Annotated in this window: 23 protein-coding genes; 17 read left to right on the top strand and 6 right to left on the bottom strand. The window is 67.8% G+C overall.

Translation table 11 applies throughout. The annotated features are described in order from the left end of the window. Positions 1–198: 198 nt before the first annotated feature. Genes ACI7YT_RS15340 through ACI7YT_RS15325 form a run of 4 tightly spaced genes read left to right on the top strand, consistent with a single transcriptional unit; the run spans position 199 to position 4,958 of the window. Positions 199–1,473 (top strand): ABC transporter substrate-binding protein, encoded by a 1,275-nt coding sequence (locus ACI7YT_RS15340; RefSeq protein WP_406246636.1) that lies wholly within the window; start codon positions 199–201, stop codon positions 1,471–1,473. A gap of 2 nt (positions 1,474–1,475) precedes the next feature. Beyond that, positions 1,476–2,441, top strand: a complete 966-nt coding sequence (locus tag ACI7YT_RS15335) for a carbohydrate ABC transporter permease (RefSeq protein ID WP_406246634.1) — start codon at positions 1,476–1,478, stop codon at positions 2,439–2,441. Further along, positions 2,438–3,259, top strand: coding sequence for a carbohydrate ABC transporter permease (locus ACI7YT_RS15330; RefSeq protein WP_406246632.1), 822 nt, complete (start codon positions 2,438–2,440; stop codon positions 3,257–3,259). The genes ACI7YT_RS15335 and ACI7YT_RS15330 overlap by 4 nt, the downstream gene beginning before the upstream one ends. A 1-nt stretch (position 3,260) precedes the next feature. Beyond that, a complete protein-coding gene (locus ACI7YT_RS15325; RefSeq protein ID WP_406246631.1) occupies positions 3,261–4,958 on the top strand; it encodes a hypothetical protein in 1,698 nt (565 codons plus the stop codon). 7 nt (positions 4,959–4,965) lie between these two features. On the opposite strand, the gene ACI7YT_RS15320 is transcribed toward ACI7YT_RS15325, so the two are convergent. Further along, entirely contained in the window at positions 4,966–5,730 is a 765-nt protein-coding gene (locus ACI7YT_RS15320) for a GntR family transcriptional regulator (protein WP_406250596.1), read from the bottom strand. Between the two features lie 104 nt (positions 5,731–5,834). On the opposite strand from ACI7YT_RS15320, the gene iolC reads away from it, so the two are divergent. The 8 genes from iolC to ACI7YT_RS15280 are packed head-to-tail and all read left to right on the top strand — an operon-like array spanning position 5,835 to position 15,571. Further along, a complete protein-coding gene (iolC, locus tag ACI7YT_RS15315) occupies positions 5,835–6,782 on the top strand; it encodes a 5-dehydro-2-deoxygluconokinase (protein WP_406250594.1) in 948 nt (315 codons plus the stop codon). Then, positions 6,775–7,674 carry a hypothetical protein gene (locus ACI7YT_RS15310; protein ID WP_406246629.1) on the top strand — a complete coding sequence of 300 codons (900 nt, stop codon included), beginning with the start codon at positions 6,775–6,777 and terminating at the stop codon, positions 7,672–7,674. Before iolC ends, ACI7YT_RS15310 begins: the two co-directional genes overlap by 8 nt. A 22-nt stretch (positions 7,675–7,696) precedes the next feature. Further along, positions 7,697–9,262: a CoA-acylating methylmalonate-semialdehyde dehydrogenase gene (locus tag ACI7YT_RS15305; RefSeq protein ID WP_406246628.1), complete on the top strand. Its 1,566-nt coding sequence runs from the start codon at positions 7,697–7,699 to the stop codon at positions 9,260–9,262. After that, on the top strand, positions 9,262–10,179 hold the full coding sequence (gene iolB / locus ACI7YT_RS15300; protein WP_406246627.1) for a 5-deoxy-glucuronate isomerase: 918 nt from the start codon (positions 9,262–9,264) through the stop codon (positions 10,177–10,179). Before ACI7YT_RS15305 ends, iolB begins: the two co-directional genes overlap by 1 nt. After that, positions 10,176–12,107 (top strand): 3D-(3,5/4)-trihydroxycyclohexane-1,2-dione acylhydrolase (decyclizing), encoded by a 1,932-nt coding sequence (gene iolD, locus ACI7YT_RS15295; protein WP_406246626.1) that lies wholly within the window; start codon positions 10,176–10,178, stop codon positions 12,105–12,107. The genes iolB and iolD overlap by 4 nt, the downstream gene beginning before the upstream one ends. Further along, entirely contained in the window at positions 12,104–13,021 is a 918-nt protein-coding gene (locus ACI7YT_RS15290) for a TIM barrel protein (RefSeq protein WP_406246624.1), read from the top strand. The genes iolD and ACI7YT_RS15290 overlap by 4 nt, the downstream gene beginning before the upstream one ends. Positions 13,022–13,054: 33 nt before the next feature. Further along, positions 13,055–14,065, top strand: a complete 1,011-nt coding sequence (iolG, locus tag ACI7YT_RS15285; RefSeq protein ID WP_406246622.1) for an inositol 2-dehydrogenase — start codon at positions 13,055–13,057, stop codon at positions 14,063–14,065. Positions 14,066–14,095: 30 nt separating this feature from the next. Beyond that, positions 14,096–15,571: a deoxyguanosinetriphosphate triphosphohydrolase family protein gene (locus tag ACI7YT_RS15280; protein ID WP_406246620.1), complete on the top strand. Its 1,476-nt coding sequence runs from the start codon at positions 14,096–14,098 to the stop codon at positions 15,569–15,571. A 14-nt stretch (positions 15,572–15,585) separates the two neighbouring features. On the opposite strand, the gene ACI7YT_RS15275 is transcribed toward ACI7YT_RS15280, so the two are convergent. After that, positions 15,586–16,521: an SDR family oxidoreductase gene (locus tag ACI7YT_RS15275; protein ID WP_406246619.1), complete on the bottom strand. Its 936-nt coding sequence runs from the start codon at positions 16,519–16,521 to the stop codon at positions 15,586–15,588. 102 nt (positions 16,522–16,623) lie between these two features. Here ACI7YT_RS15275 and ACI7YT_RS15270 point away from each other — a divergent pair, with 102 nt between their 5' ends. From ACI7YT_RS15270 to ACI7YT_RS15255, 4 genes are all read left to right on the top strand, one after another. After that, positions 16,624–17,466: a helix-turn-helix transcriptional regulator gene (locus tag ACI7YT_RS15270; protein ID WP_406246617.1), complete on the top strand. Its 843-nt coding sequence runs from the start codon at positions 16,624–16,626 to the stop codon at positions 17,464–17,466. 34 nt (positions 17,467–17,500) lie between these two features. Further along, entirely contained in the window at positions 17,501–17,995 is a 495-nt protein-coding gene (locus ACI7YT_RS15265) for a methylated-DNA--[protein]-cysteine S-methyltransferase (protein WP_406246615.1), read from the top strand. A gap of 71 nt (positions 17,996–18,066) precedes the next feature. Next, on the top strand, positions 18,067–19,470 hold the full coding sequence (gene thrC / locus ACI7YT_RS15260; protein WP_406246613.1) for a threonine synthase: 1,404 nt from the start codon (positions 18,067–18,069) through the stop codon (positions 19,468–19,470). A 59-nt stretch (positions 19,471–19,529) separates the two neighbouring features. Further along, the gene (locus tag ACI7YT_RS15255; protein WP_406246611.1) at positions 19,530–19,913 is read left to right on the top strand and encodes a VOC family protein; all 384 of its coding nucleotides are present in this window, start codon (positions 19,530–19,532) and stop codon (positions 19,911–19,913) included. A gap of 21 nt (positions 19,914–19,934) precedes the next feature. Here the strand turns inward: ACI7YT_RS15255 and ACI7YT_RS15250 are convergent, their stop codons facing one another. The 3 genes from ACI7YT_RS15250 to ACI7YT_RS15240 all read right to left on the bottom strand — a co-directional run bounded on the left by ACI7YT_RS15250 (position 19,935) and on the right by ACI7YT_RS15240 (position 22,628). Then, entirely contained in the window at positions 19,935–20,369 is a 435-nt protein-coding gene (locus ACI7YT_RS15250) for a VOC family protein (protein WP_406246609.1), read from the bottom strand. Positions 20,370–20,463: 94 nt separating this feature from the next. After that, the gene (locus tag ACI7YT_RS15245) at positions 20,464–20,871 is read right to left on the bottom strand and encodes a VOC family protein (protein WP_406246607.1); all 408 of its coding nucleotides are present in this window, start codon (positions 20,869–20,871) and stop codon (positions 20,464–20,466) included. Between the two features lie 26 nt (positions 20,872–20,897). Then, positions 20,898–22,628, bottom strand: a complete 1,731-nt coding sequence (locus tag ACI7YT_RS15240) for an L-aspartate oxidase (RefSeq protein ID WP_406246605.1) — start codon at positions 22,626–22,628, stop codon at positions 20,898–20,900. Between the two features lie 71 nt (positions 22,629–22,699). On the opposite strand from ACI7YT_RS15240, the gene ACI7YT_RS15235 reads away from it, so the two are divergent. After that, positions 22,700–23,629: a LysR family transcriptional regulator gene (locus ACI7YT_RS15235; protein WP_406246604.1), complete on the top strand. Its 930-nt coding sequence runs from the start codon at positions 22,700–22,702 to the stop codon at positions 23,627–23,629. On the opposite strand, the gene ACI7YT_RS15230 is transcribed toward ACI7YT_RS15235, so the two are convergent. Continuing rightward, the gene (locus ACI7YT_RS15230; RefSeq protein ID WP_406246602.1) at positions 23,630–23,896 is read right to left on the bottom strand and encodes a glutaredoxin family protein; all 267 of its coding nucleotides are present in this window, start codon (positions 23,894–23,896) and stop codon (positions 23,630–23,632) included. Positions 23,897–23,898: the final 2 nt, after the last annotated feature.

Raw genomic sequence — 23,898 nt, 5'->3', positions numbered from 1 at the left:
GTCTCCTCGTCAGAGAGCGGGATCGAGGACTGTTGGAGAACGCTCTCCCACCAGTCGTTGTCAACTTTGCAATAATGTCCTAACATCATATCAGCGCCGGTTGCCGAACCCTGTTGCATCAGGCGCTTCCACAGCACCCGAAACGTTAGTGAACTCGACGATGACGTTGGCCCGGACCTCCGGGCGGAAGGAACCACAATGAAGCGTTCAGGAAAGACACCCCTGCGGTCCGCCATCGCCCTCGCTGCTGTGGCCGCGACTGCCGTCGCGCTCGCGGGCTGCAGCAACTCGACGGATGCCGGCTCTTCGGATGAGCCGATCCAATTCTTCCTCTCGGGAGACGCGAACCAGGGCGGTGGATACGCCCACATGGCCGAGAAGTACGAGGAGGAGACCGGAGTCCAGGTCGAGATCGTCGACATCGCCAATGACGACCTCGCCACCAAGCTCCGCAACTCCGCGCAGGCGAACGATCTCCCGGCCATCGCCAGGGTCGGCGCCGTCGATCCGGTGTGGCGGGGCGCAACGGCCGACCTGACCGACATCACCGAGGGCAGTGAGATCCGCACCGAGCTGAGCGACTGGGACGGAGACAAGGTCATCTCGCTCCCGTCGGACATCACCGCGGTCGGTCTCTTCATCAACAAGACCCTCTTCGACGAGGCCGGCGTGGCGTATCCGACCACCGAGGACGACATCTGGACCTGGGACGAGTACGTGGCAGCGGTCAAGCAGGTGCAGGCGGCGACCGGCACCAGCTACGGAATGGTGATGGACAAGTCCTCGCACCGCCTGAAGGCGCTGATGTACGAGTTCGGCTCGGACTACTTCCAGCCGGACGACGACGGCGAGTTCAGCACGAACGACGACACCACGCGCGCTCTGGAGTTCTTCAACGGCCTGAACGACGACTCGTTCATGCCGCGCTCGGTCTGGCTGTCGGATGCCGACGGCAACGCGCTGTTCAAGAGCGGCGACGTCGTGTCGTACGTTTCGGGCTCCTGGCAGATCGCCGACTTCGCGGTCAACATCGCCGACTTCGAGTGGGCATCCGTCTACATGCCGACGGAGAAGGAGCGGGCGACGAATTACGGCAACGCCGCGTCGATCGTCGTGTTCGAGGGGCCTCAGCAGGAAGCGGCGCACGATTTCATCGAGTGGCTGTACGAGCCGGAGAACTACACCGAGCTCTCGGAGACGTCGTCGTTCATCCCGGCGGTCGATGGGCTGGACATCGAGTACGCGGCGCACGCCGATGCGTTCGAGATCTACAACCAGGACATCGCAGCATCCCCGGCCATCGTCGGCGACATCAAGGCGATGGAACTGCAGTACGGCGCTCAGGGAGTGACCACGGAAGGCGACCCGGTACGTGACGAGACCGTCAAGTACCTCAACGGCGAGCAGGACGTGACCGCCACGATCGACAACATCAACGCGCAGTTCAGCGACCAGCTGGGCGCTCTGGAGTGACCGTGTCCACCACCAAGACCGTCGATGGGCGCAGCGCCGAGACCTCTGCGCTCATCGCACCTGGGCGGCGAACGCGACGCGTTCGTCGCCCAGGGCGGCGCTCCACGACGTTCATCGTGGCCCCGCTCACCTTCATCGCGATCGCGGTGGTGCTGTTCGCGCTCTTCTTCGTCTGGCCGGGTGCACTGGGCCTGTGGTACTCCTTCACGGACTACTCCGGCGTAGGGACGCCGGAGTTCATCGGTGCGGACAACTACGTCGAACTCGCACAGGACCCCGATTTCTATGCCGTCCTCGGTCGCACTTTCCTGTACACCCTGCTTTCGGTGCCGCTGCACTTCGTCGCGGCACTCGGCATCGCCGTCCTGCTGACGAGCACGCTCGCCAAGGGCAAGTCGGTCGCGCGCATCATCTTCTTCCTCCCGTGGCTGATCTCGCCGATCGTCGCGGGTGTCATCTGGAAGTGGCTGTTCGGTGAGAACTTCGGCATGGTCAACTTCCTGATCGAGGCGTTCGGCGGCAACGGCCTGAACTGGGAGACCGACCCGACCCTCGCGCTCGGGCTGATCCTCGTCGTCAGCACATGGGGCGGGACCGCATTCAACATGCTGCTGTTCATCGCGGCGATCCGGAACATTCCGCAGTCCTACCTCGAGGCCGCTCAACTCGACGGCGCCAACGGGTGGCAGCGGTTCTACCGCATCGTGCTGCCGCTGCTGCGCCCGACCTCGTTCATGGTGATCCTGCTGACGACCATCGGGTCGATGAAGGAGTTCGCCATGGTGCAGGCGCTGAACGGCGGAGGGCCTGGGACGTCGAACATGTTCATGGTCCAGTACATCTACCGCACCGGATTCGAACGTGCCGATGTCGGCTACGCCAGCGCGGCGTCCATGGTTTTGATGGTGATCCTCATCATCATCGCGATCATCCAGCTGCGCTTCGACAAGAGGAACGATCTCGCATGAAAGCGAAACGACACGGCATCACCAGCACGGTGGTGCTCTGGCTCCTGGCGCTGGGCTTCCTCATCCCCGTCGCCTGGTTCCTCCTCAGCTCCTTCAAGCCGGGGTCCGAACTCTTCAGCCTCCCGCTCACCCTGTTCCCCGAGAACTGGACGGTGAGCGGATACGTGACGGCGTGGAGTCGCTTCGATTTCGCCCGCTACTTCTTGAACACCTCGATCGTCGCCGTCGTGACGACCGCGCTCACTGTTGCCGTCAGCGCCATGACCGGCTACGCGTTCGCGAAGTATCACTCCTGGTGGCTGAAGGCGTTCTTCATCTGCATCCTCGCGACGACCATGCTCCCCACCGAGGTGATCATGCCGAGCTCGTTCGCGGTCGTGCGCGACCTCGGTCTGTACAACACCCTGGCCGGCATCATCGTGCCGTCGATCATCACCGCGACCGGCATCTTCATGTTCCGGCAGTACTTCAAGACGATCCCGGATGAACTGCTGGAAGCGGCGCGCATCGACGGCGTCAGCGAGTTCGGCGCCTTCTGGCGGATCATGCTGCCGCTGGCGAAGCCGATCGCGGTCGTCCTCGCGATCTTCTCCTTCCAGTGGCGATGGAACGACTACATCTGGCCGCTGATCGTGCTGCGCGATCCGTCGCAGTACACGCTCCAGGTCGCCCTGCGCTCGATCGTCGGCGCGGACAACGTCGACTGGTCGGTGCTGCTGTCGGCATCCGTGATCTCGCTGATTCCGATGGTGATCCTGTTCGCGATCTTCCAACGGCAGATCATGAACGCCGACATCAACTCCGGCCTGAAGGACTGACATGGCGGTGGACACCGTCTTCGCGCAGGAGTTGCGCGACGCCGTGGATGCCGAGGTCGATCGCGCGCTCGCCGGCGGCCTCGGCGCAGATCCCACGCACCGGCAGCTGATGGATCGCGCCAAGCTGTTCGTCGCAGCGTGCCTGTGGCCGCTGTCGTCGAGGGCGCGCGATCCGCGGCTCATCGAGGCGGCCGCGGGCAGCATCGCCGAGCTGCGCCGCAGGCAGGGAACCGGCGGGTTGTTCATCGGCGGTGACAACGTCGACTCCCCGCCGGATTCGGCGTTCACCGTCAACGACCTGTGCGACACGCTCCATCTGCTGAACGGCAGCGCGGATGCCGCGACGATCACCGGTGCCTCGGCCCTCGCTGCCGAACTCGACGTGATCGCGGATGCCGTGGAACCCGCGCTGCTCATCGGAGGCGTCCACACCCCCAACCACCGCTGGGAGATCACCGCCGCCTTGGCGCGGCTGCACCGTCGTCGCCCGTCGGAAGCGCTGGCGGCGCGGGCGGTCGAATGGCTCGCCGAGGGCATCGACGTCACGGCCGACGGGGTCTACTCCGAGCGCAGCGCGAACTACGCCGCATTCGTCTCCAATCCGTCGCTGACCGCGATCGCCGACGTGTTCGAGCACGCGGAGGCGCGAGCCGCGGTGATCCGCAACCTGGAGAGCACGCTGGGGCTCATCCACCCGGACGGCACGGTGGAGACGGTGCATTCGCGCCGTCAGGATCAGCTCTCTCGCTTCGTCCTGTCGCCGTACCTGGCCATGTACCGGCGCTACGCGATCGAGCTCGGGCGCGGCGATTTCGCGTGGGCTGCCGAGCGCGCGCGGGGGCAGGGCATCGTGCATCCGGCATCTCTGCTGGTCGATCTCCTGCTCGATCCGCGCATCGGCGAACGACTTCCCGAGGCGATCGAGCCCGAGCTTGCGGGGGACTGGGCCCAAAGCGGGCTGTCGATCGACACGAACCCGCGACGGCGAATCGTGGTCTTCGGCGGCTCCGACTACCCGCGCTTCCGGCGCGTTCGGTCGGGACTGTCGACGAATCCGACGTTCCTCCGGCTCTTCGCGGGCGCCGCCGTGCTCGATTCGATGCGACTCTCGAGAGACTTCTTCGGACTCGGGCCGTTCCGTACTGATCGGGTCACGACGGATCGCGTCGATGGCGCCCGCCGATATCGCCTGAGTGAGACCGTGTCCGCGAACTACTACCAGCCGATGGAACCCGCGGGAAGGAACAGTTCAGGGGAGTACGCGCTGACCGACGACGGCCGTTTCTACGGGTCGATGTCGTTCGCGGACCGCGTCGCCGATGAGGTGACGCTGCGGACCGACGTCGACGTGGTGGCGACGGACGACGGTGCGTCGGTGTCCATAGCGTTCGACGGGCCGGACTGCGCCTGGGCACTCGAGCTCGCGTTCCGCGGCGGCGTCTTCGAAGACGTCGATCGGCAGGGCGACGGGACCGCCGTTCTCACTGCGGGCTCCGGCGCATACCGCTGCGGCGACAGCAGGATCGTCTTCGAGGCCGACGCGGATTATCGGTCTGACGGGCCAGGGCGATACCGGCCGGGGGAGGACTACGCGTTCCTCGGAGCGACGGATGCCGCGGACGGTGACCGTGTCTATCTCACGGGACGCGCGCCAGGGCGGGTGACGCTCACGCTGCGCACGGAAAGCGTGCGCGCGTGAGCAGATGTCACTTCGCGACGAGCGTGGTCTCGAAGCTGTACATGTCGGGTCGGTAGCAGTGCAGGCCGTACTCGAAGGCTCGGCCGGAATCGTCGAACGCGATGCGCTCGACCGTGAGCACGGGTCCGCCCTTGTCGATGTCGAGAAGAGTGTTCTCGTCTCCGGCGGCGCGGCGAGCGCCGATCTTCTGCTTGGCGACCCGGATCGCCACACCTCGCGCCCGCAGCACCTGGTAGAGGCCCCGCGTCTCGAGCAGCTCCGTCGTGATGTCGGCGAAGTCGGCAGGCAGGTAGTTCTCGAGCACGGCGACCGGGATCCCGTCGGTCGAGCGCTGTCGTCGGATGTAGACGACGTCCGTGCCGGGTTCGACGCCGAGGCCGGCGGCGACCGCGTCCGTCGCAGGGACGATCTCGTGCGCGAGCACCCGGGTTCCCGGAGTGTGATGCGTGCTGGCGAGATCCTCGTAGAGACTGGTGAGCTCGACCTGGCGTGTCACCGCCTGGCCCTGGACGACCTGCGTCCCGATTCCTCGTCGGCGCACGAGCAGTCCCTTGTCCACGAGTTCCTGAATGGCACGGCGGATCGTGGGCCGGGACAGACCGAGCTTCTGCGCGATGGCGATCTCGTTCTCGAGGCGGGCGCCAGCGGGAATCGTTCCGGACTGGATGGCATTCTCCAGGCGCGTCGATACCTGGTAGTACAAGGGCACCGGCCCCGTTCTGTCCAGATCGGCGAACAGTTCAGCCGGCCAGTAGGTCTCATCGCCGGCCATCGTTCCTCTTCCCATGCGTCGTCGCTTCCGTGTCGCCAATGCTACATATCTTCCTCACAGTCTAAAGCCAAAACATCTGTATGTGTTATTGTTAGGACATGGCAATGATCTCGGCACCTGAAGTGCTCGCGATGGGGCGGCTCGGTGTGGACCTCTACCCGCTGCAGGACGGCGTCGGTCTCGAGGACGTCTCGACGTTCGGCAAGTATCTGGGTGGAAGCGCTGCCAACGTGACTGTGGCAGCGGCTCGTCATGGGCATCGGGCTGGGCTGGTGTCGAGGGTCGGTGATGATCCGTTCGGGCGGTACCTTCTTCGAGAGCTCGGCCGCCTGGGTGTATCGAACGACTTCGTAGCCACAGACCCCGAGCTTCCGACGCCGATCACCTTCTGCGAGATCTTCCCGCCGGACGACTTCCCGCTCTACTTCTATCGGGCGCCGAAGGCACCGGACCTGAACGTGGACACCGCGCAACTGGATCTGGATGCCGTCCGCGCGGCCGAGGTGCTCTGGCTGACCGTCACCGGGCTCAGCCAGGAACCCAGCCGTGCGGCGCATCACGCCGCACTGGAGGCACGTGCCGGTCGTCGGCACACGGTACTCGACCTCGACTACCGTCCGATGTTCTGGACATCCGCTGCGGAAGCATCCGCGCATATCCGCCCCCTGCTGGAGCAGGTGACGGTCGTCGTGGGAAACCGCGAGGAGTGCGAAGTCGCCGTCGGCGAGACGGACCCGCGCGCAGCGGCCGATGCGCTTCTGGAGCGCGGAGCCGAGCTCGCGATCGTCAAGCAGGGGCCGAAGGGAGTGTTCGCCAAGACCCGCGATGAAGAGGTCGAGGTGCCACCGCACCATGTCGACGTCGTCAATGGCCTCGGTGCCGGTGACGCCTTCGGCGGAGCGCTCTGCCACGGGCTGCTCTCGGGATGGGGCCTCGAACACACGCTGCGCTTCGCGAACGCCGCCGGAGCCATCGTCGCCTCGCGCCGGGAATGCTCAACGGCGATGCCGACGACCGCCGAGGTCGACGACGCGCTCGGATCGGATGCCTGAGATGACGTCGCCAGCTCTGGACCTCACCGAACTGCGCCGTCGCCGCGCCGAGGACCCTCAGTCCGTCGCCGCGGCCTATTCCACGCGATCGCGACGTCCGCTCGTGCGCGGTGACGGCCGCCTCTTCATCATCGCCGCCGATCACCCCGCTCGCGGCGCTCTCGGCGTCGGCGAACGGTCGGATGCCATGGCCGATCGCGGACAGCTGCTGGAGCGCCTCGCGATCGCTCTGAACCATCCGGGCGTCGACGGCGTGCTCGGCACACCCGATATCCTCGACGACCTCGCGCTTCTCGGACTGCTCGACGACAAGGTGCTCGTGGGGTCGATGAACCGTGGCGGTCTGCGTGCCTCGACATTCGAGATGGACGACCGCTTCACCGGCTTCGACGTGTCGTCGATGAGTGCAGCCGGCATCGACTTCGCCAAGGTGCTCCTTCGATTGAACCTCGAGGACCCGTCGACCGTGCGCACGATGGAGTCCACGGCACGGGCGGTCTCGCAGGCGGCCTCGGCCCGGCTGCCGATCATGCTCGAGCCGTTCATGAGCCGCTGGGCCGACGGGCGCATCGTCAACGATCTGACGCCGGAGGCGGTCGTGCTCTCCGTCGCGATCGCCGCCGGCATCGGCGGCAGCAGCGCGTACACCTGGATGAAGCTGCCCGTCGTCCCGGAGATGGAAAGGGTGATGGCAGCCACGACGCTGCCGACGCTGCTGCTGGGCGGCGACGGCGGCGATGACCAGGATGAGACATTCTCCTCCTGGCAGGAGGCCCTCGCGCTCCCAGGGGTGCGCGGGCTGACGGTCGGCCGCACCTTGCTCTATCCGCCGGATGACGACGTGGCGGGAGCGGTCGACACCGCGGCCCGTCTCGTCCACCAGCATCTCTGATCCCTCGATGAAGGAGCCCCTCATGAGCGTTGCCGAGACCGCGGCGAAGCCAGCCGCCCCCGTCGTCGCACGATCCATCTCGCATTGGATCGACGGCGCCGAGCGTCCATCAGCGAGCGGACGCACGGCACCCGTCTTCAACCCGGCGACGGGAGAGATCACCGCGCACGTCGCGCTGGCGGACGAAGACGAGATCGCCCAGGCGATCGCGTCTGCTGAGCGCGGATTCCGTGTGTGGTCGTCCTACTCCGCCGCGAAGCGCCAGGCCGTGCTGTTCTCCTTCCGCGAGCTGCTGAACGTTCGCAAGCGCGAACTGGCCGCGATCATCACCTCCGAGCACGGCAAGGTGGTCTCCGACGCGCTCGGCGAGATCCTGCGCGGTCAGGAAGTCGTCGAGCTGGCGTGCGGCTTCCCGAGCCTCATCAAGGGCGCCTACTCCGAGTCCGTCTCGACGGGTGTCGACGTGTACTCGCTCAAGCAGCCGCTGGGCGTGGTGGGCATCATCAGCCCGTTCAACTTCCCCGCGATGGTGCCGATGTGGTTCTTCCCGATCGCCATCGCCGCAGGCAATGCGGTGATCCTCAAGCCCAGCGAGAAGGATCCCTCTGCGGCGCTGTGGATGGCGGCGCTCTGGCAGGAAGCGGGCCTTCCGGATGGTGTGTTCACGGTGCTGCAGGGCGACAAGGCCGCTGTCGACGGCCTGCTCACCTCTCCGATTGTGGAGTCGATCAGTTTCGTCGGGTCGACGCCGATCGCCCAGTACATCTACGAGACCGCTTCGCGATACGGCAAGCGCGTGCAGGCGCTGGGCGGCGCGAAGAATCACATGCTCGTGCTGCCGGACGCGGATCTGGATCTGGTCGCGGATTCCGCGATCAACGCCGGATACGGTGCGGCGGGCGAACGCTGCATGGCCGTGTCGGTGGTGCTCGCCGTCGACCCGATCGCCGACGATCTCATCGTCAGGATCCGTGAGCGCATCGGCCGACTGCGCGTCGGCGATGGTGCGGGCGTCGACGGCGTCGAACCGGACATGGGGCCGCTCATCTCCGGCGTCCACCGCGACAAGGTCGCGCAGTACGTCGCCATCGCCGAAGCCGATGGTGCAGCCGTCGTCGTCGACGGTCGCGACTTCCGCGTGGACGGGCGCGAGGACGGCTTCTTCTTCGGGCCGACGCTCCTCGACCGCGTCCCCACCGACAGCCGCGCCTACACCGAGGAGATCTTCGGTCCTGTGCTGTCGATCGTCCGTGTGGCCTCCTACGACGAGGGCCTGGCGTTGATCAATTCCGGGCAGTTCGGCAACGGTACTGCCATCTTCACCAACGACGGCGGCGCCGCCCGCCGCTTCCAGCACGAGGTGCACGTCGGCATGATCGGCATCAACGTGCCCATTCCGGTCCCGGTGGCGTATCACTCCTTCGGCGGCTGGAAGAAGTCGCTGTTCGGAGATGCGAAGGCGTACGGCGTGCACGGCTTCGAGTTCTTCACGAGGGAGAAGGCCGTCACCGCGCGATGGATCGACCCGGCCAGGCGGGAGTCCGGCGACCACGGCGGGATCAACCTCGGCTTCCCGCGGAACAACTGATGTCTGTCGGCACGTCCTCACGGTGGTTCCATCGCCGCGGCGAGCTCGCGGGCGAGGGCTGGGAGAGCATCGTCGACGATCGGATGCCGGGGTGGCAGCACACCGGCATCCGCATCGCTGAACTCGTCGACGGCCAGACGATCGATCTGCCGGTGGGGCCGATCGAGCAGCTGATCGTCCCGCTCGCCGGCTCGTTCGCCGTCGCGCACGACACAGGGGCCGGGACTCGGACGACCGTCCTCGCCGGCCGCGCGTCCGTGTTCGCCGGTTCCACCGATGTGCTCTATCTCCCGGTTCGCACGCGGGCCGTGATCACCGGCCCCGGGCGGTTCGCTCTGGCATCCGCGCCCACGGACGTCGTGAAACCGCTGCAGCACATCCTCGCGGATGGCGTCCCCGCCGAACTGCGCGGTGGCGGCGCCGCGAGCAGGGAAGTGCACAACTTCGGAACTCCCGCATCGCTGGACGCCGATCGCCTGATCGTGTGCGAGGTCATCACCCCCGCCTCCAACTGGTCGTCCTACCCGCCGCACAAGCACGACGAGCACGTACCGGGTGAGGAGTCCGACCTCGAGGAGATCTACTACTTCGAGTCGGCGCCGACCCGCGGCGCGACCGGCGGCACCGCTGAACGGGCCTTCGGCCTGTTCAGCGCATACTCCTCGCCGGCGGGAGAGATCGAGATCGATGCGATGGTGCGCACCGGAGACGTCGCCCTGATCCCGTACGGCTACCATGGCCCGGCCGTGGCCGCACCCGGTTACGATCTCTACTACCTCAACGTGATGGCAGGCCCCGATCCCGAACGTGCGTGGCTGATCACCGACGACCCGGCCCATGCCTGGACACGCGCATCATGGCCGGGCGAAGGCATCGACCCGCGGTTGCCGTTCGCGGACGAAGGAGCGAAGCGATGACAGCATCGAAGCGCATGACCGTGAGCCAGGCGCTCATCGAGTTCCTCGCGCATCAGTGGACCGTGGACGGTGAGATCCGCGAGCGCACGATTCCCGGTATCTTCGGAATCTTCGGCCACGGCAATGTCGCAGGCATCGGCCAGGCGCTGCGGCAGCTGAACGTGCACGAACCGGATCTCATGCCGTACCACCAGGCGCGCAACGAGCAGGCGATGGTGCATCAGTCCGTCGGATACGCCCGCATCCACCGGCGCCGAGCCACGTTCGCCTCCGCTGCATCCGTCGGGCCGGGCGCCACCAACATGCTCACCGGCGCCGCCCTCGCGACGACGAACCGTCTGCCGGCGCTGCTGCTGCCCAGCGACACATTCGCCACACGTGTCGCCGACCCTGTGCTGCAGCAACTGGAGCAGCCATGGGACACGGGTCTGACGGTCAACGACGCCTTCCGCCCGCTGTCGAAGTTCTTCGACCGTGTGCAACGGCCGGAACAGCTCTTCTCCACGGCGCTGGCTGCGATGCGCGTGCTCACGGATCCGGCCGAGACCGGAGCCGTCACGATCGCCCTGCCGGAGGACGTGCAAGCCGAATCGATCGACGTCCCGCTGGCCTTCCTGCAGGACCGCGAGTGGCACATCCGCCGCCCCGCTCCGGAGCGCGCTGCGCTCGCACGTGCGGTCGCAGCGATCCGCTCCGCCGAGCGCCCGTTCATCGTCGCGGGCGGCGGCGTCATCTATTCGGGCGCGGAGGACGTGCTGCGCCGGTTCGTCGAAGACACCGGCATCCCGGTCGGCACCACGCAGGCCGGCGGTGGAGCACTTCCTTGGGATCACCCGCAGTACGTCGGTGCCGTCGGCGCCACCGGCACTGCGGCGGCGAACCGCCTGGCGGCCGAGGCCGACCTCGTCATCGGGATCGGCACGCGCTACAGCGACTTCACCACGGCGTCCCGGACCGCCTTCCAGAACGTGGGCGTGCAATTCGTCAACATCAACGTTGCATCGTTCGACGCATACAAGCACGGCACGCAGATCCCCGTGATCGCCGACGCTCGTGAGGCGCTGGACGCACTGCAGTCAGCCCTCGAAGGCTGGTCGATCCCGTCGTCCCTGGCAGAGCGCATCGCCGATGAGAAGCAGGCATGGGATGCCGTCGTCGACGCTGCCTTCGCACCCACCGGGCTCGCGAGGCCGGGCCAGTCCGAGATCATCGGAGCGGTGCAGTCGGCCACCGCACCGCGGGACGTCATCGTGCAGGCGGCGGGCTCCCTTCCCGGAGACCTGCACAAGCTCTGGCGCGTGCGCGACGCCCTCGGGTATCACGTGGAGTACGCGTTCTCGTGCATGGGCTACGAGATCGCCGGCGGTCTGGGCGTCAAGCGAGGGCTCGAGGCGCTCGGCGACGATCGCGATGTCGTCATCATGGTCGGCGACGGTTCGTACCTGATGTTGAACTCGGAGCTCGTCACCGCGGTCGCGGAGGGCATCAAGATTATCGTGATCCTCGTGCAGAACCACGGCTACGCCTCGATCGGTCACCTCTCCGAGACAGTCGGATCCGAGCGCTTCGGCACCGCGTACCGTGCCTACGACTCTGCCACCCGCAACTTCCAGGGCGGGGACGTACTGCCGGTCGATCTCGCCATGAACGCCCGCAGCTACGGACTCGACGTCATCGAGGTCGCGCCAGGCACCGGAGCGATCGACGACCTCAAGGCGGCGGTCGCCGCGGCGAAAGCATCCGAGAAGGCGACGTTCATCCACATCGAGAGCGACCCGCTGCTGTACGCACCGGACGGCGAGGGCTGGTGGGATGTCCCGGTGCCCGAGGTGTCGAACCTGGAATCCACGGCTCGTGCGAGGGCGGCCTATGAGAGCGAGCGGCTCGCGCAGCGACCGCTGCTGGGCGACGAGGCGGAGACACGATGAAGGCGACGGTGGCGGGTGCTCCCGTCAGTTACGGCGTGTTCGAGATGACACCCGACGGTGCGGCGACGGTCTCGGCGGACGAGATGCTGACATCGCTCGCCGACGCGGGATACGGCGGAGTCGATCTCGGCCCCGTCGGATTCCTCGGCCGGGGTGCGCAACTGCGTGCGCGGCTGGCGACTCACGGCCTCGAGCTCGCCGGCGGCTGGGTGCAGCTGCCTCTGTCCGACACCGAGGGGTTCGAGGCATCGCTGCCCTCCCTGCGAGATGCCCTCCGGGTGTTCTCGGATGCCGCGGCGGCGGGCCCCGATCGGTTGCCGCTGCCCACGCTCGCAGACGACGGGTCGCTCGCGCGTCGGGCTCACCCGGGGCGCGGCGCGGAAGTCGACCCGCTGAGCGTTGACGCGTGGGAACGGTTGATCGCAAACACCGAACGCGCCGCAGGCATGATCCGATCGGCCGGGTTCGAGCCCACGTTCCATCATCACGCCGGTACGTTCGTCGAGTCGCCCGAGGAGGTCGATTGGTTCCTCGCGGGAACTGACGTGGATCTGACGCTCGACACGGGGCACCTGCTGATCGCGGGCGGCGATCCGGTGGATGCCGTCACCCGCTGGGGCCACCGCATCAACCATCTGCACCTCAAGGACGTCGATCGGCGCGAGCTGCAGCGCGTGCTCGCGGCCGGCGGCGGCATGTCCGACGTGTGGATGTCCGGCTCGTTCGTCGCTTTCGGCGACGGCGATCTCGAACTCGATCGCGTGATGTCCGCCATGGACGAACGCGGCTTCGACGGCTGGATCATCGTCGAACAGGACGTCCTGAACGCGCCTGACATCGCCATCGATGCGTTCCGCAGAGCGCGCAGCGCAGATCAGCGGATCAACCGCGAGGCGCTGCGCGCCTGGGCGTGACCACATCCTGCCACCCATGAAAAGGAACCCACAGTGATCGACCTTCCTCTGCGCATCGGCCTGATCGGCACCGGCCGGATCGGCCAGGTCCACGCCGCGAACATCGCTGCGAACCCCGGAGCCGCGCTGTCGTGGGTCGCCGATCCGTTCGTCGATGGTGCGCGCGACGTCGTGGAGCGTTTCGGGGGCCGTTCCACCGCCGACGCGGATGAGATCTTCGCAGCGGACGATGTGGACGCGGTCCTCATCGCCTCTCCGACACCGACGCACGTCGGTCTCATCGAGAAGGCGGTCGACCGCGGCATCCCTGTCCTGTGCGAGAAGCCGATCGACCTGGACATCACCCGTGTGGAGTCGCTGCGATCGACGGTCGCGGCCGCCGGCGTCCCCGTCGCGCTCGGCTTCAACCGGCGGTTCGACCCGGCCTTCGCCGAGGTCCGCGCACGCGTCGCGGCCGGCGAGATCGGGGCTCTTGAACAGCTCACGATCATCAGCCGAGACCCGGCGGCCCCGCCGGCCGACTACGTCGCGGTGTCCGGCGGCATCTTCCGCGACATGACGATCCACGATTTCGACATGGCACGGTTCTTCCTGCCCGACATCGTCGAGGTCTCGGCCACGGGCACGAACACGTTCGATCCCGGTGCGCGCGAACACGGCGACTTCGACACGGCGGTCGTGACGCTCAGAGCCGCGTCCGGCGCGGTGGTCACGATCATCAACTCACGCCACAGCGCCGTCGGATACGACCAGCGCATCGAGGCGTTCGGCGCGGCAGGGTCGCTGCAGGTGACGAACCGTTCGACGAGCCTGGTCAGCCACTCCTCGGCGGCGCGAGTCGATGCGAGAGCACCGTACGAGGACTTCTTCCTCCAGCGCTACGCCGAGGCGTACGCCGCCGAGTTGGCGAGCTTCATCGCGCTCGCGCGCGGCGGCGCATCGGACAACTCGACGTTCGAGGACGGACGTGCCGCGCTGATCCTCGCCGATGCCGCGCAGCGCTCCGCCGAGGAGCGCGTCGCGGTGGCCGTCCGGCTCGGCTGAACCACGGCCGCGCCGTGCCACACTGGGCCTATGCCGCAGACGACGGATGATCCACGCCAGCTGCGCCGGGTCGCTGAGACACTCGACGCGTTCCAGCTGACGGAGGGGCACCCCCAGTTCCGCGTCGACGTGGAGCGCATCCGGTTCTCGCCCTACTACTCGCGACTCTCGGCCGTCACGCAGGTGATCTCGCAGACGGGCGCTGGGCTCGCAGTGCACAACCGGCTCACGCACTCGATCAAGGTCGCCGCCATCGCTCGGGCGATCGCGAGTCATCTCTCTGCGCGCACCGATGACGCCGGTCGCGTCGTGGAGGACCTCGGCGGCGCGCATCCCGTCGTCGTGCAGGCCGCCGCCGCAGCCCACGACCTCGGGCATCCGCCGTTCGGACACCTCGGTGAGCAGACCCTCGACCGGGTGGCACGCCGCCGCTTCGGCCTGACGGAGGGCTTCGAGGGAAACGCCCAGACGTACCGCATCATCTCGCGCCTCGACGAGCATGATCGACCAGGCGTCGGCCTCAACCTCACCGCCGCGGTGCGCGCCGCGGTGCTGAAGTACCCGTGGCGGCGCGGCGAGGGCGGCCCCAGCCGCGGCGGCGCGAGCAAGTTCAACTTCTACGCGATCGATGAACCGGATGCCAGGGAGGCGCTGTCCGCCTACCCTTTGATCGAACGAGGGCAGCAGACCGTCGAATGCTCGATCATGGACATCTCGGACGATATCGCGTATTCGCTGCACGACCTCGATGACTTCTACCGGGCTGGGCTTCTCAACGCGGCGACGCTGTCGGCGGAGTTCCGCAACTGGCATCGCGATCTCGTCCGCCTCCGAACCCTCGATGACGACGTCCTGACGGCCGACACCCGCACGCCGGGGCATTCGCTCGAGCTGCTCTGGCGCCGGCTCAAGAGCAAGGACGCCTGGATCGCCGACGAAGACGCGTTCGGTGAGGCAGTGGCCAGGGTCAAGACCGAGGTGATCGAGGGACTGCTCGCCGAGCCCTTCGACGGATCCCTCACCAGCGAACGCGCGCTGGCCGGATTCACGACGGCCTGGATCGCTCGTCTGCAGTCCTCCGTCGAGGTGCACAGGCACCCCGACATCCGCTCAGGGCATGTCAGCCTCGACCGTCGCGCGTGGCACGAAGTCGCGGTGCTGAAGTTCCTGCACGAGAGGTTCATCCTCGAGCGCCCGGACCTCACCGTCTACCAGCGCGGCCAGGCCAGCGTGCTGGAACGACTCGTCGACGGGTTCGCCGCATGGCTCGACGACCCGCGTGACGCCCGCCGTGCCCCTCGCCGACTCGTGGACCTGGTCGAGCTGGCCAGGGAGGATCATCGTCGGCTGGGTGGGGCGGGCACGGATGCCGACCGGGACCGGCTCGCCCGCGGCCGCGGGATCATCGACTACGTGGCGTCGCTCACCGACGCACAGGCCGGCTCGCTCGACGCCCTGCTCGCCGGCCAGACCGAACGACTGTGGGAGGCCGGACAGGGCCTGTAGTCGCTCGAGACATCTCAGATCGACGCGGACGTCACCCCGGCCATCTCCAGGGAGACCCGCCAGATCCGGGCGGCCTCCTCCTCGCTGCGCAGTCGCGAGTACAGTTTCTGCTCGGCCGGTGCGCCGCCCAGGTGCCCGATCCCCTTCGGGCCGTAGAGGCGTCGGCCCGCGGCATCCGGAGCTGTCGCGGCGTAGAGCGCGGGCAGCGAGGCGGAATCCGGGGTCCCGACGATCAGTCCCCTCTCCGACAGCCAGCGGATGACACGCACACCAAGGGTGTCGCCGGAGCGGCCAATCTCCGGCCGGGCGGACAGCAGGCTCGTCGGCGCGATCCCGGGATGCGACAGGTTGCTCGTGATGCCCCAGCCCGCAGCCGCGCTGCGTCGATCCAGCTCGAGCCCGAACAGGCCGAAAGCGATCTTGGACTGGCTGTACGCGTGCATCCCGTTGTACGAGCGCTCCCAGTTCAGGTCGGACCAGTTGATCGAGCGCTCGTCGGCCGCGATGCTGATCTGCGACGTGACGCGCGCGCTCCCCGCCGTCAGCAGCGGCAGCAGGTGCACCATGAGCGCGACATGCCCCAGGTGATTCGTGCCGAACTGCAGCTCGAAGCCGTCGTCCGTGGTCTGCCGCTCCGGCGGGGTCATGACGCCGGCGTTGTTGATGAGCAGATGGATCGGCCGTCCGTCGTTGTTCAACTCCTCGCCGAGTGCGGCGACGGATGCGAGCGACGACAGATCCAGCGAAGCCAGGGTGATATCGGCATCCGGGACCTGCGAGCGGATGCCGTCGGCGGCCGCCTCGCCCTTGCGCATGTTCCGCACCGGAAGGACGAGCTCGGCGCCGGCGCGAGCCAGGCGCGTCGCGATCCTCAGGCCGATGCCGTCGCTGCCGCCGGTCACGATGGCGCGGCGTCCGTGCAGGTCGGGGATGCTGATGTCGATGTTCATGCGTCCACTCTGCGGCCGATCGTGAACCGTATCCAGGACTCGACGATCAGTGGATAACGGCTCAGGGGAGATGCCAGGATCGAGTGCGGAGGAGGAGAGCGCATGACGATCGACCGTGACGGCCTGGCGGACTTCCTCCGCCATCGACGCACCGTGCTCCAGCCGGAGGACGTCAGGCTGCCGCGCGGCTCCCGTCGCCGCACCGATGGGCTGCGGCGCGAAGAGGTCGCGGCGCTCTGCCACATGTCGGCCGACTACTTCGCGCGGCTGGAACGCGGAACCGGCCCCGTGCCGTCGGAGCAGATGATCGCCTCGATCGCTCAGGGCCTCCACCTCTCCGTCGACGAACGCGATCATCTGTTCCGCCTCGCCGGGCACCGCCCGCCCGCGCGCGGTGCGAACAGCGACCACATCTCGCCCGGCATGCTGCGCATCTTCGACCGACTCGAGGACACTCCGGCCGAGATCGTCACCGAGCTCGGTGAGACGCTGCGCCAGAACGCGCTGGGCATCGCGCTCACCGGCGACACCATGAGCCGTCCCGGCCCGGAGCGCAGCATCGGATTCCGCTGGTTCGTCGACCCGACCGTGCGCGAGCTGTATGCGCAGGAGGACCACGAATACCTCTCGCGGCTGTGGGTGTCGGGGCTCCGCGGAGTGCAGTCGATACGCGGACGCGAATCCCGAGCAGGAAACTACGTCGATCTGCTCGTGCAGCGCAGCGCCGAGTTCCGCGCGCTCTGGGAGCGACAGGAAATCGGACTGCGCCCGCGCGAGACGAAGAACTTCGTCCATCCCGAACTCGGGGCGCTCGAGCTGAGCTGCCAGACGCTGGTCGACCCCGTCCAGTCGCACGCGCTCCTCGTCTACACCGCGGTTCCGGGATCCGAGAGCCACGAGAAGCTGCAGCTGCTCTCGATGCTGGGCTCGCGCGCGGTGCGGTGACGGCGGTGTCCGCACCCCGCGATAACCTCGCTGCATGCCCTCCTTCGGAACGCTGCCGACCCCGGTGGGGACGCTCGGTGTGGTCAGCGACGGCGCGTCGATCACCCGGGTCGCGTGGCGTTCCACTGCTCCGGACGGTGCGGATGCCGAGCAGGATCCGCTCCTCGGCGAAGCGCTCGCACAGCTGGCCGCGTACTTCGACGGCTCCCTGACGCGCTTCGACCTGCCCATCGACCTCGGACGGCAGACCGACACCACCCGCTCCGTGCTCCTGGCGCTGCACGACACCGTCGCCTCGGGGGAGACCATCACGTACGGCGGGCTCGCCGCCCGCAGCGGGACCGACGTCCCCGCCCGCGGGATCGGCGCGATCATGGGCGCGAATCCCGTCCCGATCATCGTGCCCTGCCACCGGGTGGTCGCAGGCGACGGCCTCGGCGGGTACTCCGGCGGTGACCGCGGGCAGGGACTCGCGACCAAGCGCTGGCTGCTCGAACACGAGGGAGCCCTGCCGTCGAGCCTGTTCTGAGGCGTGCGTCATCTGCTCCGGCGCACCTGCGAGAATGGAAGCCCGCGCCGAATCCAGACTGAGGAGCCGAAGTGCAGTACATCTCCACCCGAGGCGGCATGCAGCCGCTGCCGTACTGCGAGACGCTGCTCGAGGGCCTAGCGCCCGATGGCGGACTGGCCGTCCCCGAGACGATGCCGACGGTCGACGGCGAGACGCTCGAACGCTGGCGTGCGCTGACGTACCCGCGGCTCGCCACGGAGGTGCTCGGCCTGTTCGCGACCGACATCCCGCGCGAGGATCTCGCGCGCATGACTGATGCCGCGTATGCCGATTTCCCCGGCGAGGTCGTTCCGCTGCGCAGGATCGACGACGACATCACGCTCGTCGGACTCTCCGAGGGGCCGACGCTGGCGTTCAAGGACATGGCTATGCAGTTCCTCGGCCAGGTCGTCGAGTACGCGCTGGAGCGGAAGGGCTCCGTCCTGAACGTCCTGGGCGCCACCTCCGGCGACACAGGATCGGCCGCCGAGCACGCACTCCGCGGCAAGGAGCGGATCTCCGTGTTCATGCTGTCGCCGCAGGGGCGCATGAGTGCGTTCCAGCGGGCGCAGATGTTCTCGCTCGACGACGCCAACGTGCACAACATCACGGTCGACGGCGTCTTCGACGACTGCCAGAACCTCGTCAAGGCGCTCGCTGGAGATCTCGACTTCAAGCGCGCGCAGCACCTCGGCGCCGTCAACTCGATCAACCTCGCCCGCATCACGGCTCAGGTCGTGTACTACTTCTGGGCCTGGCTGCGCGCGACGGATGCCGGTGGCTGGACCGAGCTCAGCTTCACCGTGCCGTCCGGAAACTTCGGCAACATCCTCTCCGGCTTCTTCGCGAAGCAGATGGGACTGCCGATCCGCCGCCTCGTGCTCGCAGCGAACGAGAACAACGTGCTCGACGAGTTCTTCCGCACCGGTGTCTACCGCCCTCGCAGCGCCGCCCAGACGCTCGCGACCTCGAGTCCGTCGATGGACATCTCGAAGGCGTCCAACCTCGAGCGGTTCATCTTCGAACTGGTCGACCGCGACGCCTCTCGCGTGGTCGGAGCCTGGCGCGAACTGGACGAGCAGGGCTTCTTCGATTTCACCACCGACCAGCCGCGCTTCGAGGAGGAGTTCGGCATCGTCAGCGGGACCTCGACGCACGCCGACCGCCTCGCGACCATCAAGGCCGTCTACGAGGCATCCGGCGAGATCATCGACCCGCACACCGCCGACGGCGTGAAGGTCGCCCGCGAGCACATCGAATCCGGCGTGCCGATGCTGGTGCTCGAGACGGCCAAGCCGCAGAAGTTCGCCGAGACGATCCTCGAGGCCATCGACGTGCAGCTCGAGTACTCGCCAGAGCTGCAGACGATGCTCGATGCTCCGCAGCAGATGACCGAGCTCCCGGACGACGAACAGGCGCTGCGCGCCTTCATCAAGGAGCACGCGCTGCGCTGACCCTTGCCCCCGGCATCGCCCGGTGGAAAGGTGGGGAACACCCCATCGAAGGAGCAGCGATGTTCGAGAACTCAGACGCGTTCAGCGGCATGTCATCCAACGACATCGAGGCCTCGCGTGCCTTCTACGAGGGCGTGCTGGGGCTCGTCGTCGAAGACGCGGGTGGAGGCCTGCTCTCCGTGCAGCTGCCGAAGGGCGGGGCCGTGCTCATCTACCCGAAGGACGACCACCGACCCGCGACGTTCACGATCCTCAACTTCCCGGTGGAGGACATCGACGCGGTCGTGGACGAGCTCGTCGCGAAGGGCGTCACGATGCAGCGCTACGACGGCATGCCGCAGGATGAGAAGGGCATCGTGCGAGGGAAGGTCGCAGGTCAGGGACCCGACATCGCATGGTTCACCGATCCGGCGGGCAACGTCCTCTCCGTGCTGTCCGACTGACGCGACGCGCCGCTGATCGGCTCACTCGGACGACGACGCGAACGAGTCCTCGATCGCGACCATCCACGAGATGCCGAAGCGGTCGACGAGCATGCCGAACTCGCCGCCCCATGGGGCCGAACTCAGAGGGATCGTGGCGGTCCCGCTGGCGACGAGACCGTCCCATGCGCGGTGCAGGTAGTCGGTGTCCGCTGAGCCGCCGCTGAGCGAAACTGAGATCCCCTGCGGCGTCTCGTACTCCATGCCGGTGGGCGTGTCCGACGCCATGAGCACGAGCCCGCCCGGAGCGTTCAACTGCGCGTGCATCACGAGGCTCTCCTCTCCCGCTACCGCCCCGCTGTCGGGCATCTCGCCGAATGTGCTCACGGCGAGGTCGCCGCCGAGGACGCCTTGGTAGAACTCCATCGCCTCACGGGCGGAGTCGCGGAAGGACAGGTAAGGGTTGAGGTTCGGCACGATCGCTCCTTCGTAGGAAATGCGTGGATGCAACCAGTGTGCGTCGCGTGCTGCCGATATTCAATGCGGCCCGGCGCCGACCTGATCGCTCGCGTCAGTCCGCCTCACGCGGCGGGTTGTGCATGAACTCGATGCGGATGCCGTTGTCGTCCTCGACGAACGAGGCGTAGTACCGCTCGCTGAACCGCGGGTACGGTTTCGGCTCGCGGACGATGCTCCACCCGGCATCCACGGCGACCGCATGCAGCCGGTCGACCTCTGCGCGGGAATCGACCGCGAACGCGAGATGCTGCCAGCCGACACGTCCGTGCCGGTGCGGGCCGATGTCGTCCTCACGCGCGGCGAAAACGATGATCTCGGTCTCGCCCTCCCGGTACCAGGCCACGGAATCGACCTTCTCGCCCTCCTTCTCGAAGCCCAGGGCGGTGAGGACGGCATCGAACTGCGTGATGCCGCGGGGGAGGTCGGCGACGGTGACGCCGAGATGATCGAGAACGGGCATGCGCATCAGTCTGGCAGGGCCCGCACTCACTCCACGAGCTTGCCCGCCGTGTCGACGTCGCGGATCAGGGCGGCGATCTCGGCGGGCACCTCGGGGATCTCCTCGCGGGTGACACCCGTCGCCGGCGACCAGACGAGGTTCACCTGCAGAGTCGGATCGGTGTCGGGGAAGTCGCTGCGGTTGTGGCATCCGCGGGTCTCGCGACGCTCCCGAGCGGCCTCCAGCGTCGCGCGGGCCGCGAGCGCCGACGCCTTCAGATCGAAGGCGTGCGCGAGATCCTGGAACCCGGCGATATCCGGATGGATGCCGATGTCCGCCATGCGCCCCTCGATCATGTCGAGCTCGGCGAGGCCTGCCCGCAGGCCCTCCTCGCTTCTCACGACACCGGCGTGCTCGGTCATCGTGTTGCGGATCGCGCGCTGCAGGGCTCGCACGTTCTCGCGCCCGTCCGCGGCGAGCAGATCGTCGATCTCCGCACGAGCCTGCGCCACGGCATCCGACGACCGGTGCTGGGCGTCCAGGCCGGCCGCGTGCGCGATCGCGGCCTGACCGACCAGCCGGCCGTAGACGAGCAGTTCGATCAGCGAGTTGCCGCCGAGCCGGTTCGCGCCGTGCAGCCCGCTGGATGCCTCGCCGATCGCGTAGAGGCCGTCGACGTCGGTGCTGTGATCCTCGGGGCGGACCCAGACGCCGCCCATCGAATAGTGCGCGGTCGGCGCGATCTCGATCGGATCCGTGGTGATGTCGAGCATCTGCAGCTCGAGCATCGTCTGGTACACGCGGGGGAGCCTGGTCATGATCGTCTCGCGCGGCAGATGCGAGACGTCCAGCCACACGCCGCCGTTCGGTGTGCCTCGTCCCTCCTGGATCTCGGTGTACGCCGCCAGCGCGACCCGGTCGCGGGTGGACAGCTCCATGCGGTCCGGGTCGTAGTTCGCCATGAAGCGCTCGCCGAGGGCGTTGCGCAGGATGCCTCCCTCGCCGCGTGCCGCCTCGGAGATGAGCGTTCCCGCCGCGTTCTCCGGCTCGATGATGCCGGACGGGTGGAACTGCACGAGCTCCGGGTCGCGCAGTCGCGCGCCGGCCTCGACGGCCAGGCGGAACGAGTCGCCGGTGTTCTCGTCGCGGCGCGACGAGGTGCGACGCCAGATCCGGTTGTGGCCGCCGGCGGCCAGGATCACGGCGTCCGCATGGATCAGGTATCGAGTGCCGTCGGCCTGATCGAAGCCGTAGGCGCCGAAGACGACGTTGTCCTTCACGAGGATGCGCGTGATGTACACGCCGTCGAGGATAGGGACGTCCAACTGCTCCGCCCGCCGGACGAGCGTGCGCTGGATCTCGAGCCCGGTGTAATCACCGGCGAAGGCCGTGCGCCGGAACGTGTGCGCGCCGAAGAAGCGCTGCGAGATGCGCCCGTCGTCCTCGCGGGCGAAGTCCATGCCCCAGCGCTCCAGATCCCGGATGCCGCGCTCTGCGCCGCGCGTGACGACCTCGACCGTGTGGGGATTGGCGAGCAGGTAGCTCTCGGTGATCGTGTCCGCCGCGTGCTGCTGCCAGCTGTCCTCGGCATCCATCGTTCCCAGCGCCGCGTTGATGCCACCGGCCGCGAGCGAGGTGTGCGCATCGTCACGATGACGCTTGCCGACGGCGAGGACGTCGACGCCCTGCTCGGCGACCTCGATCGCGGCGCGCAGGCCGGAGCCGCCGGTGCCGATGACGAGGACGGTGGTGGAGATCTGCCGTTCGCGAGTGCTCATGGCTTCCACGCTAGAAAGAAGCGCTCGATAACTCCAATCAATTGTTCTCATGATCACGATAGCCTGATGGTATGAACCTGGAGCAGCTGCGGGGCTTCGTCGCCGTCGCCGAGATCGGACACTTCACGCGTGCGGCCGAGATGCTCCACGTCGCGCAGCCGTCGCTGAGTCGCCAGATCGCCACGCTCGAGCAGGAGGTGGGCGGCGAGCTCTTCCATCGAGCGCGGGGCAACATCACGTTGACGGCCGCCGGTGAGACCCTGCTTCCGCGCGCTCGCCGGATGCTGGCCGACGCCGACGCCATCCGCGTGGAGATGGGCGAGCTCGCCGGGCTCCAGCGCGGACGAGTGCGCCTGGGCGCGACACCGACGCTCTGCGTCGGCCTCGTCGCCGAGGCCATGAGTGCGTTCCATCCGGCGCACCCCGGTATCGGACTGCAGCTGACCGAGGCCGGCTCGCGGCTGCTCATCGAGCGCCTCACGGCGGGCGAGCTGGACATGGCGCTCATCACGCTGTCCGAGGGTCTGGCTGCGGGGGAGCCGGCGCTGGTGCGCACTCCGCTGCTCACAGAGGAGCTCGTCGTCGTGTCAGCGACGTCGGCACCGCCCATCGCGGATGCCGCGGTGGACCTCGCTCGGCTGGCGACACTGCCGCTCGTGGCCTTCGCGGAGAGCTACGATCTGCGCGCCGCGACGGATGCTGCCTTCCGGGCGGCAGGCCTCGCGCCGACGACCGTCATCGAAGGGGCGGAGATGGATGCCGTCCTGCGCTTCGTCGAGCGGGGGCTCGGCGTCGCGGTCGTGCCGGCGACGGTGCTGCTGGACCGGCCGAACCTGCGCTCGGTGCGGCTGGTCGAACCGCAGCTGACCAGGACGATCAGCATCGCGCACCGCTCGGACGTGCACCCCAGCAGGGCTGCCGCTGCGATGCGCGAGATCATCGTGGCCACCGCCGCCGTCCTCGCGGCCGCGTCTCCGGAGACCCTCAGAGTCGCGAGCTGATCAGTCGGGAAGAGCCGTCACGGCGGCGGCGAGCATCTGCGGCACGGTCGGCACGCCCTCCGCGCGGAAGGTCTGCACGCCCGCGTCGTCGCGGACGATCACGGTCGGCGTGAAGCGGATGTCCAGGGCCTCGGCGGCATCCGGATCCCTGGCGACGTCGATCTCGGTCACCGTCGCGTCCGGCAGGAAGCGTGCGGCGTCGGCGATCACGGCTCTGGTGCGCGTGCAGGCTCCGCAGAACGCCGAAGTGACGAGCGTGATCTCCATGT

This window comes from Microbacterium sp. M (assembly GCF_045181065.1).
Lineage (GTDB): Bacteria > Actinomycetota > Actinomycetes > Actinomycetales > Microbacteriaceae > Microbacterium.
Note: the sequence above shows the minus strand (reverse complement) of the source record. Positions and strands in the feature narration are given on the sequence as shown.